Here is a 15,977-nt window from a genome sequence, read left to right on the forward strand (position 1 = left end):
GAGGGCGACAGTTTACCGAAATCCCGCCGCCCGGCCCGTCATCGCCCGATTTCCGGGGGGCTCAGCAGGAGTGATACCCCACTTTTGTGGGCTAAAGTTCACTCCGCCCGCTGCCGTTGATCAAAGATCGACGACAAGCAGAGTTGGCGGCAGCAAACGGCGATCCTTGCGGAAGGATCGGGGCCACGGCCCGGCCGGACTGCCATCGCCTGCCACACAGAAGCGGGGACACATGACAGCCGACGCCGGACTACGCCTGGAACTGAGCCAGCCAGGGGACCACGTACGCGCGTGCTTTGCACCGGAGCCGGGACGCCTGCCGCCCGACCGCGCCACCCTCGAAGCCAGCCTCGAGGAACATGGCTGGCGCGGCGCGCGGCTCGACCAGGGCGCGGTGAACGCCTTCCTGACCCAGTGCCAACTGGCTGACGGCGAGGTCGACGGCGTGATCGGCAGCCTGCTCGACGGGGCCTTCGAACTCGAAATCACTGCTGACAAGCTGTCCCTGCTGCTGACGCTGATGCCGCCCGAGGGCGGCCGGGCGATCAATATCGAGGACATTGCCGCCGCGGCGACCTCGATGAACGTGGTGGCGCTGCTCGACAAGGCGGCCATCGAAGTGGCGCTGGAGGCCGGCAGCTGCGAAGGGCGCGAAATCGCGCGCGGTGTGGCGCCGGTGCAGGGCCAGGCAGCGCGCTTCGACAGCCTGGTGCAGCCGCGCAAGCCCGCGCAGACCGAGAACGAGGACGACCGCTTCGACCTGCGCGACCTGGGCAGCCTGCTGCTGGTGAACCCCGGCACGGCGCTGATGCGGCGCACCCCGGCCCGCCCGGGCCAGGACGGCATGGACATCCTGGGCAAGCCGATCCCGGCCGACCCGATGATCGATACGCCGTTCGCCGCGGACCTGACCGGCGTGGCCATCGACCCCAACGACCCGCTGCTGCTGCTGGCCGTGATCGCCGGATCGCCGCGCGTCCTGCCGAGTGGCGTGATCGTGAGCCCCGTAGTGGACGTGGAGGCGGTGGACCTGCACTCCGGCAACGTCACGTTCGACGGCTCGCTGCGCGTGTCAGGCGACATTCGCACCGGCATGTCGGTCCGCGTGACCGGCGACGTGGTGGTCAGCGGCACGATCGAGGCGGCGCACGTTGAAGCCGGCGGAGACGTCATCGTCAAGGGCGGCATCATCGGCAAGGCCGAGACCGCGCACGGCGCCGATTCTGGCGAGATTGCGAGTGTGCGCAGCAAGGGCGCGGTGCATGCGCGCTATATCCAGAATGCGATTGTCGAGGCGGCCACCGAGGTCGTGGTGGAAAGCGGCATCCGCCAGAGCGACGTCTCCGCGGGCGAGCGCGTGACCGTGGGCAGCCCGACCGGGCAGGGCAGCATCAGCGGCGGCCGCACGCGCGCACTGGCCAGCGTCAGCACCGCCATGCTAGGCGCGCCAGCCGGCACGGCCACGACGGTGCAGGTGGGCCTCAACCCGTTTGCCGACCAGCAGAAGGCGGAGTTGGAGGAGCAACGGCGCAAGATCCTGGAGGAGCAGGCCAAGCTCCAGCAACTGGCCGCGTTTTTCGCGAAACATCCAGAGCGCGCCGTCGGCGACATCCGCGAAAAAGCGCGCGCGACGATGTACAAGATCAACCGAGATTTGTTCGAACTGGACGCCGAGATCGCCAAGCTGACCGAGCAGATGAAGCCATCCGACGAGGCGGTGATCGCCGTGGGACGGCGCATTCATGGCGGCGTGACGATGCAGGTGGGCCACAAGATCCTCAAGGTGATGGAGGACAAGACCGGTGGCCAGGTGCGCGTGGTGGACGACCGGATCTCGGTGACCTGACCGGCGTGGTGTTACGGCGGATTGGGCGGACGTTACGGCTGTCGTAACATCGGAGGGGCCCCGCCGGCCGGCTTGCCCGGCGGCGCGACTCCCTTGTCCAGCAAGGGTTTGCGGGCCGATCGGCTTCCCCTTCTTCCTTTGGCATGGCCCTTGCGGATGGCTCCCCGGCAAGACCAACGGGGAGACAGCCATGCGCGCGATCATCATCGACAGCCAGCCGCTGGTGCGGGTCGGCATCCTGCGGATGCTGGAGCACCTGCCGGACATCGGTCCCGTCCTCAGCATCGACCCGGAGGCCGTGGGGACGCTGGCGGTGGCCGACGAGCGGGTGCTGGTGGTGTACGGCATGTCGAGCGAGTCCACCGACAACTGGGCGCTGCTGCGCCGGCTGCATCGCAGGATGCCGCAGGCGCGCATCCTGCTGCTCTCCGACAACATCTGGCTGCACGTGCCGTCATCGCTACAGGTCTGCAGGGTGATGGCGCACGCGCCGAAATCGGCCTCGATCGAACGGCTGGAGGCAAGCATCCGGCACCTGCTGGGCGACACGGGCGCCATGCCCCAGCCGGCACCCCGCTCGGAAGCCTGGCAGCCGCTGCATCCACCCCACGCCATCGTCGTCCCGGCGGCGCGCCGAGCACGCTGAACGACGCCCGCTGAACCACGCTCACCATGGCGGGAAATCTGGACTAAGCTGGAAGCGTGTCCTGGGGTGCCGCAGGATCCGCGACAGCTAGTTCCGGGCAGCGAATGAAGACGCGGTCCAGCACACTGCGAAGGCGTTACGCGGAACCGGATCACGAGGCACTGGAATCAGAAAAGCCAACCTGCAAGCGGGTTGGCTTTTCTTTTTGGCGGGTCGCGAACGTGGCGATTGAGAGGAATCTTTGCGTTACGTAACCCTAGGGGTTACACTCTCCGCCGACGATTGCCGTCTCACCATGATTCGCTCATTTGCGCACAAGGGTCTCGAACGCTTCTTCACCACAGGCAGCACGGCGGCGATTCCCGCGATGCACGCCAAGCGGTTGCGGCTGATCCTGGCGCTGCTGGACGAGGCAGCCTCGGCGCGCGATATGGATGCGCCCGGCTTGCGACTGCACGCGCTCAAGGGCGACCGCGCGGAGCTTTGGGCCGTGACGGTGCAGGCGAACTGGCGGGTGACCTTCCGGTTCGAGAACGGGGACGCGCACATCGTCAACTACATTGACTATCACTAGTGAGAGGGGCGCCATGCGCATGCACAATCCACCGCATCCGGGCGAGTTGCTTGCGGAGCTTTGGCTCGAGCCGCTGCGGCTGACGATTACCGATACCGCCGCGGCGCTCGATGTTTCGCGGAAGACGGTTTCCGAGATCGTGAATGGCCGGGCTGGCATCACGCCGGAGATGGCGGTTCGGCTTGAACTGGCGTTCGGCAAGAGCGCCGAGTCTTGGCTCGCGCATCAGGCCGCGTACGACCTGTGGCAGGTGGACCAGTACCGCAGCGAGCTGCGCGTGCGCTCGCTCCAGCCCGCGACCTGAGCTTCGCCCCAAGTGCGCCGCCCATGAAAAAACCCGCAGCGCTTGCGCGGTGCGGGTTTTTGAAGGCGACGCGGAAAAACTGGCGTCGCCGGTAATGCTGTTGGTGCCGAAGAGAGGAATCGAACCCCCGACCTTCTCATTACGAATGAGCTGCTCTACCGACTGAGCTACTTCGGCAACACCGTTGAGTGTTTGCAGCGCCTTGCGTTGCTTGCGAAACAATCGAACTGAGCCCGCAATCTTAGCGGTGAGTTTTGGGTTTGGCAAGACCCCTGTGCAGATTTTTTGCGCGATTCTTGCTGTGGCAACGTCGCCGGAACAACACGGAAAGCCGGTAACGCGCCACAGGCGTCACATCAGAACTTGTGGCGCAGGCCTGCCATCACGCCAACCCGGCTCCCGTGGCCGTAGAAGGGGGTCTGGAAGGTGGACTGGCCGCCCAGCGTGCGCCAGGCGTCGGTCAGGTTCGTGTAGTCGGCTTCGAGGTACACGTCCGTGCGCTTGCTGAACGCGTAGTCGAGCATCAGGGCGCCGGTGAAGCGGTTGCCGGAGTCGTCGCCGTGCTTCAGGTGGTCGTAGGTGCCGGTCGCGATCACGGACCACGCGTTGGTGAACGCGTATTGCAGGCCCAGGTAGCCGGCTTGGTTCTTGTAGCCGGCGTTGTCGACGTTGCTGTTGGTGTAGCCGAGGTAGACCGTGGCCGGGCCGACCTTGTAGGTGCCGCCGAGCGTCCAGACCTTCTGGTCGCTTACGGGTACGGCCACGCCGTAGTACGCCGCCGTGTCGCGCATGATCTGGTAGCCGCCGCCGACCATGAACGGGCCCGAGGCGTAGCTCACGCTGGCGCCCGTGGAGGACGAATTCGAGAAGCTGCCCGCCACCTCGCCGAAGGCGTGTTGCGCCGCGATCGAGAACCCGCCGAACCGGCCCGAGTACTTGATCATGTTGTCCTGGCGCACGCCGCCGGTGTAGTTGCCGCCCTGGAAGCCGACGATGGCGAGGTTGGCCAGCGCCATCGCGTCATAGCTGGCGATGACTTCGTGGATCACGGTGAACTGGCGGCCCAACGTGACCGTGCCGAAGTCGCCCTGCAAGCCGACGTATGCCTTGCGGCCGAACAGGCGGTTGCCTTGCAGGCTCTGGCCGGCGTCGGGCGAGAAGCCCGATTCGAGCACGAACAGCGCCTGGTAGCCGCGGCCCAGGTCTTCCAGGCCGTACATGCCCCAGCGGCTGCCGGTAAGCACGCCGTCGGTCATCTGGACCTTGCCGTTGCCGGCGGCGGATTCGTTCGAGGTGTAGCGGATCGTGGTATCGACAATGCCGTACAGCGTGACATTGGATTGCGCGTGGGCGGGCGCCGTGGCGCCCAGTGCGGCGGCGCCGAGTGCTGCGGTAGTGAAGAAGGGCGCGAGGGCTCGCTTCATGGTTTGCGTCTCCATCCTGGCTCGTTATCGGTTGTTGTTGCGGAATGGCCGGTGCCTGTTTCTTTGTGGACTTCTGCGACGTCCTTGGCTCAGGCGTTGACCTGCACCGGCGTGGCGTGAAGGCAGCCCCGGACTGGCTATCCGGGGCGCCGGGACCGCTGATTTCCGGGGTTGGGAAAGGCAACCCAAGTCGTCAGATGTCCTATGACATCGTACCTTACAGAAAAATAACATCGCAAGACATAGGACGAGACATTAGTCAGCGCGCAACACTAGAGCCGCCTGTCAGTTTTGCGGGAGGATGGTCGGATGGCAGACATTTCGGCATCTCCGCCGAGATGCCGTCGTCGATGCAGGGACGATGCACGAAAGCCTGGATGCTGCCGATGGATTTGAGCCAACCCATATGGATGGCCGATCTCCGGTCGATGGGTCTCGCCGGCCCCTGTCAAAAGACACCGTTTTCAAAGCACCAAAATCATCCTAAACCCCAATACGCGCCAATCCGTTTCAGTTGTCTGCAAACTAAAACTTCTAGGGAATTCACTGACGTTGCACCGCCTTGACCGCAGGTTGACGGACGATTAGATTCCAGTCACGTTGTATGACGACAGATCAATCAACCTATCCACATATCCCGCGAGGCCCTTGGCGGGGCCACGCCAGCGCATCCCGAACCTATGTCCCTCGCCCCCAAAGATCCGCTCGACGGTGTCGTCACCCGTTGCCATCGCATCCTGCTGACCGGCGCGGCCGGCAACCTCGGCAAGGTCCTGCGTGACCGCCTGAAGCGCTATGCCGATGTGGTGCGTATCTCCGATATCGCCGACCTCGGCCCGGCAGGCGCGCAGGAAGAAGTCGTGCCCTGCGATTTGTCTGATCCCAAGGCCGTCCACGCGCTGGTGGCGGGCGTCGATGCCATCGTCCATCTGGGTGGCGTGTCGGTGGAGCGTCCGTTCGAGGAGATCCTGCCGGCCAATATCCAGGGCACCTACCACCTCTACGAGGCGGCGCGGCGCCATGGCGTGCGGCGCATCGTGTTCGCCAGCTCCAATCACGTGATTGGCTTCTACAAGCAGGGCGAGGTGCTCGACGCCGATTCGCCGCCGCGCCCGGACGGCTATTACGGCGTGAGCAAGGCGTTCGGCGAGCAGCTGGGCAGCTTCTATTTCGACCGCTACGGCATCGAGACCGTGGCGCTGCGCATCGGCTCGTCGTTCCCGGAGGCGAAGGACCGCCGCATGCTGGTCACCTGGCTCGGCTACGACGACCTGGAGCAGCTGATCAAGCGCGCGGTCTTCGTGCCGGAAGTGGGCTTCACGATCGTCTACGGCGCCTCGGCCAACCGCGATAGCTGGTGGGACAACAGCAAGGCGGCGCGGCTCGGTTTCCGGCCGGTGGAGTCGTCGGAGCAGTTCCGGGCCAAGGTGGAATCGGTGCCGCCGCTGCCGGCGGATGATTCGGCGGGCTGGTACCAGGGCGGCGCCTTCGTCAAGGCCGGCCCGTTCGGGGACTGACGCCGTGAGCGACCAAGTTTCGCAAGTCACCCCGATCGAACGCATCGGCGACATGCGCTGCGGCGTGGGCGAGAGCCCCGTCTGGCACGCCGCCGAGGCCGCGCTGTACTGGACCGATATTCCCGGCCGCACGCTGTGGCGATACGACCCGGCCAGCGGCCAGACCGACCACTGGAGCCTGCCCGAGATGGCCGGCTGCATGGCGATGACGCCGGACGGCGGCTGGCTGCTGGCGATGGAGACCGGGCTGTTCCGTGTGGCCCGGCTGGTGCCGGGGCAGGCCACACCGTCGCTGCACCGCGTGGCCACGGTGGCGCATGCGCGCGCCGGCATGCGTTTCAACGATGGCCGCTGTGACCGCCAAGGCCGCTTCTGGGCCGGCACGATGGTCATGGACATGTCGCTGGCCGCGCCCGACGGCAAGCTCTATCGCCATGACCCCGCCACCGGCGCCCTGGACGTCATGCGTGACGAATTGATCACCCCCAACGGGCTCGCCTTCAGCCCCGATGGCCGCACGATGTATCTGTCCGATTCGCACCCCGCGCGGCAGGCCGTGTGGGCGTACGACTACGACACCGACACCGGCACGCCGACCAACCCGCGCCTGTTCATCGACATGAACCGCTACCCGGGCCGCCCCGACGGCGCCGCCGTGGATGCCGAGGGCGGCTACTGGATCTGCGGCAACGACGCCGGGCAGGTCCACCGTTTCACGCCCGATGGCCGGCTGGACCGGTCGCTGGCGGTGCCCGTGGCCAAGCCGGCGATGTGCGCGTTCGGCGGCGCCGGGCTGGACACCCTCTATGTCACGTCGATCCGCACCGATGACACCGATCCGCTCTCGGGCGCGGTGTTCGCGCTGCAACCGGGCGTGCGCGGCCTCGAGGAGCCCACGCTGCGCGCCTGACACCCGTATTGCCGTATCACCGCATTGCTTGCCCGCAAGCCCCAAGTCTTGAAGTCTTGATCGAAAAACTACAAATCCGGAGGCACTTCATGTTTTCTACCCAACTCCCGCGCGTCCGCCTGGGCGCCCTGATGGCCGCCATGGCCGCCGCTGCTGCCACCTTGGCCACCGTGGCGATGCCGATGGCCGCGCAGGCCGCGGACATGCGCTCGGCTGACATCCACCCCGAGGACTACCCGACCGTGCAGGCCGTGCGCCACATGGGCGAGTTGCTCAAGCAGCGTTCCAATGGCCGGCTGACGGTCAAGGTGTTCGCGCAGGGTTCGCTTGGCAGCGAGAAGGATGCGATCGAGCAGACCAAGATCGGCGCGCTCTCGATGGTCCGCGTGAACTCGGCGGCCATGAACAACATCTGCGAGGCGACCATCGTCCCGACGATGCCGTTCCTGTTCCGCTCTACCGACCACATGCGCCACGTGCTGGACGGCCCGATCGGCGACGACATCCTGAAGTCGTGCGAGAAGAACGGCTTTATCGGCCTGGCCTGGTATGACAGCGGCTCGCGCTCGATGTACACCACCAAGCGCCCGATCCGCACGCTGGCCGATGCCAAGGGCATGAAGATCCGCGTGCAGCAGTCGGACCTCTGGGTCTCGCTGTTGGAGGCGATGCACGCCAACGCCACGCCGATGCCGTGGGGCGAGGTCTACACCGCGCTGAAGACCGGGCTGGTCGATGGCGCCGAGAACAACTGGCCCAGCTACGAAAGCTCGCGCCAGTTCGAGGTGGCCAAGTACTACTCGCTGACCGAGCACTCGATGGCGCCCGAAATGCTGCTGTTCTCGAAGGTGATGTGGGACCGCATGTCCAAGGATGACCAGGCGATGGTCCGCCAGGCCGCCAAGGACTCGGTGCCGTACATGCGCAAGCTGTGGGACGAGCGCGAGCTGAAGTCGCGCAAGATGGTGGAGGCCGCCGGCGTGCAGATCATCAGCGTCGACAAGACCTCGTTCCAGGCCGCGATGAAGCCCGTCTATGACCGCTTCATCACCAGCGCCCAGATGAAGGACCTCGTGCGCCGCGCGCAGGATACGAAGTAAGGGCCCCATCATGCTTTCGTCTTCCCCTACCCCGGCCACGCCGGTGGACGGCACGCCGGGGCCCGCTCCGGCGCCTGTCACCAGCCCCGCTGGCCCCGCCGGCGTCAACTTCTACACCCGCTTCTGCGCCACGCTGGCCCGCGCCTGCATGGCGCTGGGCGTGACCGGGCTCGTGCTGCTGGTCCTTGCCGTGCTTACGCAGGTGTTCGGCCGCTACGTGCTGAACGACACGCCCACCTGGGCCGAAACCATCGCCATGCTGCTCGTGCTCTACGTGACGATGCTCGGTACGGCCGTGGGCGTGCGCGACGCCGGCCACATCGGCCTGGAGTCCCTGCTGGTGCTGCTGCCCGAACGCATCCGTACCAAGATCGAGCTGCTGATCCACGTGCTGGTCGGCACCTTCGGCGCGGTCATGGCCTACAACTGCGCGCTGCTGGCGCTGTCCGTGGCGGACTACAAGCTGCCCACCCTCGGCATCTCCGAGGGCTGGCGCTATCTGCCGCCGGTGATCGCCGGCGCGCTGATCGTGCTGTTTTCGATCGAACACATCATTGCGGTGCTGAAAGGCACGGAAGTGGAGCCGGCATGGCACTGATCATTCTCTCCATCAGCTTCTTCGGCCTGCTGGTCCTTGGCGTGCCGGTGGCGTTCTCGATCGGCCTGTCGGCGGTCATCACCATCCTGTACGAGGGCCTGCCGCTGGCCGTGGTGTTCCAGCAGATGACCTCGGGCATGAACGCGTTCTCGTTCCTGGCCATCCCGTTCTTCATCTTCGCCGGCGAGCTGATGCTGTACGGCGGCATCGCGGACCGCATCGTCAACTTCGCCAAGTCGATGGCCGGCCATGTGCGCGGCGGGCTGGGCATGTCGAACGTGCTGGCGTGCACGCTGTTCGGGGGCGTCTCCGGCTCGCCGGTGGCCGATGTGTCGGCCATGGGCGCGGTGATGATCCCGATGATGAAGCGCGAGGGCTACCACGCCGACTACGCGGTCAACGTGACCACGCACGCGGCGCTGGTCGGCGCGCTGATGCCGACCAGCCACAACATGATCATCTACACGCTGGCGGCGGGCGGGAAGGTGTCGATTGCCGCGCTGATCCTGGCCGGCGTGCTGCCGGCGCTGATCCTGACGATCTGCAACCTGGCCGCCGCCTACTTCGTGGCGCGCAGCCGGGGCTATCCGGCGGGCAAGTTCCCGGGCTGGGACATCGTCGGCCACTCGCTGGCGGCGGCGCTGCCCGGGCTGTTCGTGGTGGTGCTGATCCTGGTGGGCATCCTGTCGGGCGTGTTCACGGCGACGGAGTCGGCGGCGGTGGCGGTGCTCTACGCGCTGGCGCTGACTGTGCTGGTCTACCGCTCGCTGACGCGCGAGCAGTTCGTCAAGGCCGCGGCCAAGGCGGTCAAGACCACCGGCGTGGTGCTGCTGCTGATCGGCATTTCCGGCACCTTCGGCTACCTGATCAGCCTCTATGGCGTGGCCGAGCTGACCGGGCAGTTCCTGAGTTCGCTGTCCACCAGTCCGTGGATGATCTTCCTGATGGTGAACGTGATGCTGTTCATCCTCGGCACCTTCCTGGACATGGCCGCGACCATCCTGATCTGCACGCCGATCTTCCTGCCCATCTGCCAGCACTTCGGCATGGGGCCGGTGCAGTTCGGCATGATGATGCTGATCAACTGCGCGCTGGGGCTGAACACGCCGCCGGTTGGCACGACGCAGTTCGTCGGCTGCGCCATCGGCGGGGTGTCGGTGGGGCAGGTGATGAAGACGATCTGGCCGTTCTACGGGGCGCTGCTGGCGGCCCTGCTGATGGTCACCTACGTGCCGGCGTTCTCGATGTGGCTGCCGGACCTGCTGCTGAAGTGAGCGGCTGGCTGACCCCCGGCGCACTGCACACCGTGCGCGCGGGCGCCCACGTCCTGACCGTGGCGCCCGCCGCCGGTGGCCGCATGGCCGCGCTGACCACCACGCGCGCCGATGGCACCGCCATCGACTGGCTCGCACCCATGCCGGCCGAGGCGCTGCGCGAGGGCTTCGAGGCCCGCGCCTGGCCCAAGGCCGGCAGCTATCCGCTGCTGCCGTATTCGAACCGCATCCGCGATGGCCGCTTCCGCTGGCAGGGGCGCGAGGTCCAGTTGCCGCCGCATCCGGGCCAGCCGCACGCGATGCATGGCTTCGGGCACGTCCGGCCGTGGCAGGTGGTGGAATCTCAGGAAAATGCGATCACGCTGGCGCTCCAGCATCCGCCCGGCACCGACTGGCCCTGGGCCGTGCTGGCGCGGCAGTCGCTGGTGCTGGACGAGGCGGGCCTCGCCGCCGCGCTCGACATCCGAAACGTGGGGGATACGCCGATGCCGGTGGGCGGCGGCTTCCATCCGTTCTTCGCCCGGCCGCCCGGCCTGCGTATCCAGTTCGATGCGGCCCACGTCTGGCCGGCGGACGGTGGCGGGGTGGCCACGGGCCGTGCGGCCATCGGGCGGCGCGAGGCCTTCCTGCGCGAGCGTCATCTGCCCGATGCGGACCTCTCCGTCTACTACAGCGGCTGGAAGCGCCAGGCCACACTGCGACGCGCGGACGGCGCCACGCTGACCCTGCGCGCCGCCGAGCCGCTCGAGCATCTGATCCTCCATGCGCCCGGCGGGTGCGACTTCGTCTGCCTGGAGCCGGTCTCGCACGTGGCTGACGCCGTCAACCTGTGCGCCCGGGGCTGGGAGGGCACCGGCCTGCGCGCGCTGGCGCCCGGGGAGTCGGTCACGTTCCGCATGCAGTGGCTCATCGAGGTGCCGCGCTGATATGCAAACAGGGCGCCGGAGCGCCCTGTCTTGTCCTGCATCCCCCTATATATAGAGAGGGACTGGCTTACGCCTTGCCTTCGGCTTCCCGGTGGGCGCGCGTGATGCGGTCCACCTCGTTCTTCGAGCCGAGCACCACCGACACGCGCTGGTGCAGCTGCGTCGGCTGCACGTCCAGGATGCGGTCGTGGCCGTTCGTGGCCGCGCCGCCGGCCTGTTCGACCAGGAACGCCATCGGGTTGGCCTCGTACATCAGACGCAGCTTGCCCGGCTTCTCCGGCTCGCGCTTGTCCCACGGATAGAGGAACACGCCGCCGCGGGTCAGGATGCGGTGCACATCGGCCACCATCGACGCCACCCAGCGCATATTGAAGTTCTTGCCGCGCGGGCCTTCCTCGCCGGCCAGGCATTCGTCGATGTACTCGCGCACGGGCGGGGCCCAGTGACGCATGTTCGACATATTGATCGCAAATTCCTTGGTGTCTTCCGGAATCTGCACGTCCGACTGGGTCAGCACGAAGCTGCCAGCCTCGCGGTCCAGCGTGAACATGTGCACGCCGTTGCCGACCGTCAGCACCAGCGTGGTCTGCGGGCCGTACACGGCGTAGCCGGCCGCCACCTGATGCGTGCCCGGCTGCAGGAAGTCGTGCTCCGTCACGGTCTGGCCCGGCTTGGGCATGTGCAGCACCGAGAAGATCGTGCCGATCGACACGTTCACGTCGATATTCGACGAGCCGTCGAGCGGATCGAACAGCAGCAGGTACTCACCCTTCGGATAGCGGTTCGGGATCTCGTAGAACGAGTCCATTTCCTCCGAGGCCATCGCCGCCAGGTGGCCGCCCCACTCGTTGGCGTCGAGCAGCACTTCATTGGCGATGACGTCCAGCTTCTGCTGGGTCTCGCCCTGCACGTTGCCGGTGCCGGCCGAGCCGAGCACGCCCGCGAGGGCGCCCTTGCTCACGGCGTTGGAAATGGCCTTGCAGGCGCGCGCCACCACCTCGATCAGCAGCCGGAGCTCCGGCTGGATCGTGTTGTGCTTGCGCTGCTCCTCGACCAGATAGCGGGTGAGGCTGATGCGTGTCATGTGGTTCTCCTTCGATGGCCGCAATTCTACATGTCTGCCGCTACGGACATGGCAGTTTTACGAATGGTTGCCTCTCCGTCCTCACCCCCGGGGTCAGGCAGCCAGCGACTTGCCGACGATCTCCCGCACGTCGCGCGAGAGCGTCTGGCACGCCGCCACGCGCTCCAGCGCGGCGCGCATGCGGTCCCGCAGCGGCAGCGCGTATTTCTGCCAGCGATCCATCACCCGCGCCAGCCGGGCGGCCACCTGCGGGTTGATGGCGTCCAGCGCCAGCACCTGATCGGCCCAGAATTCGTAGCCGGAGCCGTCCTCGGCATGGAACTGCGCCGGATTGCCCGAGCAGAAGCTGAAGATCAGCGAGCGCGCCCGGTTCGGGTTGCGCAGGTTGAAGGCGGGATGGTCCATCAGCGCGCGCACGGTGTCGATGGTGCGCTTGCCGGCGTGCGGGCCCACGTCGCCACGCTGCATGCCCTGGAGCGAGAACCATTTGTCGATGACCAGCGCATCCTGCTCGAAGCGCTGGTAGAAGTCCGCCAGCGCGTGCTCGCGGCCCGGCGCGAAGCTGTTGACCAGCGCCGAGAGCGCCGCGGCGCGGTCGGTCATGTTGTCGGCCTGCTGGTAGTGGGTGTCGGCCAGCGCCTGCATGGCGGCGTCGCCGCTGTCGGCCAGATAGCCAAGCGCGAGGTTGCGCAGCGCGCGGCGGGCCATCGCGTCCGCATCGGGGCTGTACGGCCCCGGAGTGGCGTTGGCTTCATATGCGGCCAGCCACTCGCGTTGCAGCGCGCTGGCCAGGCCTTCGCGCATGAACAGGCGGGCATGGTGGATCGCGGCCGGGTCGGCCACGCCCATCCGCTCGGCCAGATAGGCTTCGGCGGGCAGCATCAGCGCCTGCTCGCGGAACGCCGGGCTCAGCGAGCCGTCCGTCAGCACAGCGCGGAAGGCGGCCACCAGCGCCGGATCGAGCTTCAGTTCGCGGCCGGCCTGCACCTCGCCCACCAGTTTCAGCAGCGCGCGCGTGGCCAGGCGCTGGCCGGCTTCCCAGCGGTTGAAGGCGTCGCTGTCGTGGGCCAGCAGGAAGGTCAGTTCGGCATCGGAATATTCATAGTCGACGATGACCGGCGCCGAGAAGTCGCGCAGCAGCGAGGGCAGGGGCGCCTTGTCGCCGCGCGGCAGCCCGGTGAAGCGGAAGGTCTGCTCGGCCTGCGTGAAGTCGAGCACGCGGGTGGTGCCACGCGGGGTGGCTTCCCCGGCGGACTCGCCTTCGAGGTGCAGCGGCAGGTCGGCGCCATCGGCCCCGATCAGGCCCACCGCGAACGGGACGTGGAACGGCTGCTTCTCGGGCGTGCCCGCGCGGGTCTCGATGCCGACCTTGGGGCAGCGCTGGGTCAGCGTCAGCGCCAGCGTGCCGGCGGCGCCGTCCCACGCGGTCTTCACGCTGACCACCGGCGTGCCGGCCTGGCTGTACCAGAGCCCGAACTGGGTCAGGTCGCGGCCGTTGGCGTCGGCCATGGCGGCGCGGAAGTCGTCGCAGGCCACGGCCTGGCCGTCATGGCGCTGGAAGTACAGGTCCATGCCCTTGCGGAAGCCGTCGCGGCCCAGCAGGGTCTGGTACATCCGCACGACTTCGGCGCCTTTCTCGTAGACCGTGACGGTGTAGAAGTTGTTGATTTCCTCGTAGCTGTCCGGGCGCACCGGGTGGGCCATCGGGCCGGCATCCTCGGGGAACTGCACCTGGCGCAGCACGCGGACGTCCTCGATCCGCTTCACCGCGCGGCCGGATTCGGAGCCCATCATGTCCGCCGAGAACTCCTGGTCGCGGAACACCGTCAACCCTTCCTTGAGCGAGAGCTGGAACCAGTCGCGGCAGGTCACGCGGTTGCCGGTCCAGTTGTGGAAGTACTCATGCCCCACCACCGACTCGATATTGGCGAAGTCCACGTCCGTGGCCGTCTGCGCATTGGCGAGCACGTACTTCGTATTGAAGATGTTCAGGCCCTTGTTCTCCATCGCGCCCATGTTGAAGTCGCTCACGGCGACGATCATGAAGCGGTCGAGATCGAGTTCCAGGCCGAAGCGGCGCTCGTCCCAGCGGATGGCATGGATCAGGGAGTCCATGGCGTGGCGGGTCTTGTCGAGGTCCTGCGGCTCCACCCAGACCTGCAGCAGCTTTTCCTTGCCCGATGCGGAGGTGATGCGTTCCTCGATGCAGGCCAGCTTGCCGGCCACCAGCGCGAACAGGTAGGACGGCTTGCGGAACGGGTCTTCCCAGACGGCCTCGTGGCGGCCATCGGGCAAGGCGCGCTCCGACAGCAGGTTGCCGTTGGAGAGCAGCACCGGACTGGCGGCGCGGTCGGCGCGCAGCGTGACGCGGTAGGTCGCCATCACGTCGGGGCGATCGAGGAAATAGGTGATGCGGCGGAAGCCTTCGGCTTCGCACTGAGTGAAGAAGTTGCCGTTGGAGACGTAGAGGCCGGACAGCGTGGTGTTCGCCGCCGGATTGCAGGCAGTGGTAATGACGAGCGTGCCTTGCGCCGGCAGGCCGGTCAGCGTGAGCGTGCCGGCGTCTTCCTTCGCGCTGGCGAACGGCTGGCCGTCGAGGGTCACGCCGAGCAGTTCCAGCGCTTCGCCGACCATGACCAGCGGGGCGTCGCCGGCCGCGCCGGGCGCGCGCTGGAAGGTCAGCGTGCTGGCGACGACGGTGCGTTGCGGGTCCAGCTCCAGCACCAGGTCGACGTGGTCGATGGCGAAGGCGGGCGGAGTATAGTCCTTGCGATAGACGGTAACGGGCGTATCGGTGCGCAGCATGGGGAATCCTGTCTTCGGAGTGACCGGGGGCGGGCGCCACGGCGGGTGGCGGTGCGGAGGTTCCGCGGAAGTCCCCATTGTAGCCAAGGGCGGCGGGGAATTCCGGGAGAGCGCCCGTGTCTGAAGTCTGGTAGGACGAACGAACAAGAACGAGGTATCGCGATGTGGAATGCCGTGGCAGGGATGGGTCGACGGGCCGTGGTGGCGCTTGGAGCGCTGGGGGTATTGGGTTTGGCTGGCTGCGCCAGCACGGTGACCACCGAGGTCACCGCCTTCCGGCAGGCCGGGTGGCAAAACGACGCGCCGCGCACCTACGCCTTCGAGCGTGCGCCGATGCCGGCACCGGCCGGTCAGGCCGGGCAGGCCGGGCAACCCGCCGCCCAGCAGCCGCAGGCCCAGCAGTTCTCCGCGCAGGACTCCCAGCTCGAATATGAGACCTACCAGGCGTGGCTGGCCGACGCGCTGGCCGGCGTGGGCTTCGAACAGAAGCCGCCGGCGCAGGCGCGCTACCTCGTCAGCATGGACTACGGCGCCGTGCCCGGCATGGTGCGCGTGGCCGAAACCTACTATTCCGATCCCCAGTACGGCCCGTGGGGACCGTACTGGGGGCCGTACGGCGGCTACTACCGGCCCTATGGCCCGTGGGGATGGGGGCCGGGTTATCCGGGCTACTGGCCGCCGCAGACCGTGGTGCGCGACGTGCCGGTGACGTTCTCCAGCCTGCGCATCTTCTTCAAGGACGCCGCGAGCGGCAAGCGCGTGTACCAGATCACGGCGCGCAACACCACCGAGGGCGGCAGCCTGGCGGGCGTGATGCCGTACATGATCCGCAGCGCGCTGACCGAATTCCCGTCCGAGAGCGGCCGGCCCCGGCGCGTGACGCTGGAAGTCGACAAGGACAAGAAGTAATCCCCGGCGCGGCGCATGGGACGCGCGCTGGTTCATCCATAAGACAAGGCGATTGCCTAC

Annotated in this window: 14 protein-coding genes and 1 tRNA gene; 11 read left to right on the forward strand and 4 right to left on the reverse strand. The window is 67.1% G+C overall.

Translation table 11 applies throughout. From position 1 onward, the window contains the following. Positions 1-232 precede the first annotated feature (232 nt). The 4 genes from AC1DEL_RS08915 to AC1DEL_RS08930 all read left to right on the forward strand — a co-directional run bounded on the left by AC1DEL_RS08915 (position 233) and on the right by AC1DEL_RS08930 (position 3,370). Positions 233-1,846, forward strand: coding sequence for a DUF342 domain-containing protein (locus tag AC1DEL_RS08915; RefSeq protein WP_092292275.1), 1,614 nt, complete (start codon positions 233-235; stop codon positions 1,844-1,846). Between the two features lie 190 nt (positions 1,847-2,036). Then, positions 2,037-2,492, forward strand: a complete 456-nt coding sequence (locus AC1DEL_RS08920; RefSeq protein ID WP_477125604.1) for a response regulator — start codon at positions 2,037-2,039, stop codon at positions 2,490-2,492. Between the two features lie 295 nt (positions 2,493-2,787). Next, positions 2,788-3,066 carry a type II toxin-antitoxin system RelE/ParE family toxin gene (locus AC1DEL_RS08925; protein WP_092292277.1) on the forward strand — a complete coding sequence of 93 codons (279 nt, stop codon included), beginning with the start codon at positions 2,788-2,790 and terminating at the stop codon, positions 3,064-3,066. A 19-nt stretch (positions 3,067-3,085) separates the two neighbouring features. Further along, the gene (locus AC1DEL_RS08930; protein ID WP_369823392.1) at positions 3,086-3,370 is read left to right on the forward strand and encodes a HigA family addiction module antitoxin; all 285 of its coding nucleotides are present in this window, start codon (positions 3,086-3,088) and stop codon (positions 3,368-3,370) included. Positions 3,371-3,471: 101 nt separating this feature from the next. Here AC1DEL_RS08930 and AC1DEL_RS08935 read toward each other — a convergent pair. Continuing rightward, positions 3,472-3,547: transfer RNA gene (locus tag AC1DEL_RS08935), tRNA-Thr, on the reverse strand. 179 nt (positions 3,548-3,726) lie between these two features. Next, positions 3,727-4,794: a porin gene (locus AC1DEL_RS08940; protein WP_092292281.1), complete on the reverse strand. Its 1,068-nt coding sequence runs from the start codon at positions 4,792-4,794 to the stop codon at positions 3,727-3,729. Positions 4,795-5,474: 680 nt separating this feature from the next. On the opposite strand from AC1DEL_RS08940, the gene AC1DEL_RS08945 reads away from it, so the two are divergent. The 6 genes from AC1DEL_RS08945 to AC1DEL_RS08970 all read left to right on the forward strand — a co-directional run bounded on the left by AC1DEL_RS08945 (position 5,475) and on the right by AC1DEL_RS08970 (position 11,119). Further along, a complete protein-coding gene (locus AC1DEL_RS08945; RefSeq protein WP_092292283.1) occupies positions 5,475-6,311 on the forward strand; it encodes an NAD-dependent epimerase/dehydratase family protein in 837 nt (278 codons plus the stop codon). Between the two features lie 52 nt (positions 6,312-6,363). Continuing rightward, positions 6,364-7,221, forward strand: coding sequence for an SMP-30/gluconolactonase/LRE family protein (locus tag AC1DEL_RS08950; RefSeq protein ID WP_477110274.1), 858 nt, complete (start codon positions 6,364-6,366; stop codon positions 7,219-7,221). Between the two features lie 131 nt (positions 7,222-7,352). Beyond that, positions 7,353-8,321 (forward strand): TRAP transporter substrate-binding protein, encoded by a 969-nt coding sequence (locus tag AC1DEL_RS08955; RefSeq protein ID WP_369823397.1) that lies wholly within the window; start codon positions 7,353-7,355, stop codon positions 8,319-8,321. A 148-nt stretch (positions 8,322-8,469) separates the two neighbouring features. Further along, entirely contained in the window at positions 8,470-8,919 is a 450-nt protein-coding gene (locus tag AC1DEL_RS08960) for a TRAP transporter small permease (protein ID WP_092293275.1), read from the forward strand. Beyond that, the gene (locus AC1DEL_RS08965; protein ID WP_092292289.1) at positions 8,910-10,193 is read left to right on the forward strand and encodes a TRAP transporter large permease; all 1,284 of its coding nucleotides are present in this window, start codon (positions 8,910-8,912) and stop codon (positions 10,191-10,193) included. The genes AC1DEL_RS08960 and AC1DEL_RS08965 overlap by 10 nt, the downstream gene beginning before the upstream one ends. After that, a complete protein-coding gene (locus tag AC1DEL_RS08970; RefSeq protein WP_441591928.1) occupies positions 10,166-11,119 on the forward strand; it encodes an aldose 1-epimerase in 954 nt (317 codons plus the stop codon). Before AC1DEL_RS08965 ends, AC1DEL_RS08970 begins: the two co-directional genes overlap by 28 nt. A gap of 67 nt (positions 11,120-11,186) precedes the next feature. On the opposite strand, the gene AC1DEL_RS08975 is transcribed toward AC1DEL_RS08970, so the two are convergent. Together AC1DEL_RS08975 and pepN are read right to left on the reverse strand one after the other, a co-directional pair. Beyond that, positions 11,187-12,203 (reverse strand): class 1 fructose-bisphosphatase, encoded by a 1,017-nt coding sequence (locus AC1DEL_RS08975; RefSeq protein WP_441591930.1) that lies wholly within the window; start codon positions 12,201-12,203, stop codon positions 11,187-11,189. Between the two features lie 93 nt (positions 12,204-12,296). Further along, complete coding sequence (gene pepN / locus AC1DEL_RS08980) at positions 12,297-15,008, reverse strand: aminopeptidase N (RefSeq protein WP_477125603.1); 2,712 nt, start codon at positions 15,006-15,008, stop codon at positions 12,297-12,299. Positions 15,009-15,191: 183 nt separating this feature from the next. On the opposite strand from pepN, the gene AC1DEL_RS08985 reads away from it, so the two are divergent. Then, positions 15,192-15,917 carry a DUF4136 domain-containing protein gene (locus AC1DEL_RS08985; protein ID WP_477125602.1) on the forward strand — a complete coding sequence of 242 codons (726 nt, stop codon included), beginning with the start codon at positions 15,192-15,194 and terminating at the stop codon, positions 15,915-15,917. Positions 15,918-15,977: the final 60 nt, after the last annotated feature.

The organism is Cupriavidus sp. 10L43_2, assembly GCF_056395265.1.

Coding starts and splice junctions, on each gene's coding strand:
- AC1DEL_RS08930 (WP_369823392.1), top strand. CDS start 3,086: ATGCACAATCCACCGCATCCGGGCGAGTTGCTTGCGGAGCTTTGGCTC.
- AC1DEL_RS08960 (WP_092293275.1), top strand. CDS start 8,470: ATGGCGCTGGGCGTGACCGGGCTCGTGCTGCTGGTCCTTGCCGTGCTT.
- pepN (WP_477125603.1), bottom strand. CDS start 15,008: ATGCTGCGCACCGATACGCCCGTTACCGTCTATCGCAAGGACTATACT.
- AC1DEL_RS08985 (WP_477125602.1), top strand. CDS start 15,192: ATGGGTCGACGGGCCGTGGTGGCGCTTGGAGCGCTGGGGGTATTGGGT.
- AC1DEL_RS08955 (WP_369823397.1), top strand. CDS start 7,353: ATGGCCGCCATGGCCGCCGCTGCTGCCACCTTGGCCACCGTGGCGATG.
- AC1DEL_RS08925 (WP_092292277.1), top strand. CDS start 2,788: ATGATTCGCTCATTTGCGCACAAGGGTCTCGAACGCTTCTTCACCACA.
- AC1DEL_RS08945 (WP_092292283.1), top strand. CDS start 5,475: ATGTCCCTCGCCCCCAAAGATCCGCTCGACGGTGTCGTCACCCGTTGC.
- AC1DEL_RS08915 (WP_092292275.1), top strand. CDS start 233: ATGACAGCCGACGCCGGACTACGCCTGGAACTGAGCCAGCCAGGGGAC.
- AC1DEL_RS08950 (WP_477110274.1), top strand. CDS start 6,364: ATGCGCTGCGGCGTGGGCGAGAGCCCCGTCTGGCACGCCGCCGAGGCC.
- AC1DEL_RS08975 (WP_441591930.1), bottom strand. CDS start 12,203: ATGACACGCATCAGCCTCACCCGCTATCTGGTCGAGGAGCAGCGCAAG.
- AC1DEL_RS08920 (WP_477125604.1), top strand. CDS start 2,037: ATGCGCGCGATCATCATCGACAGCCAGCCGCTGGTGCGGGTCGGCATC.
- AC1DEL_RS08965 (WP_092292289.1), top strand. CDS start 8,910: ATGGCACTGATCATTCTCTCCATCAGCTTCTTCGGCCTGCTGGTCCTT.
- AC1DEL_RS08940 (WP_092292281.1), bottom strand. CDS start 4,794: ATGAAGCGAGCCCTCGCGCCCTTCTTCACTACCGCAGCACTCGGCGCC.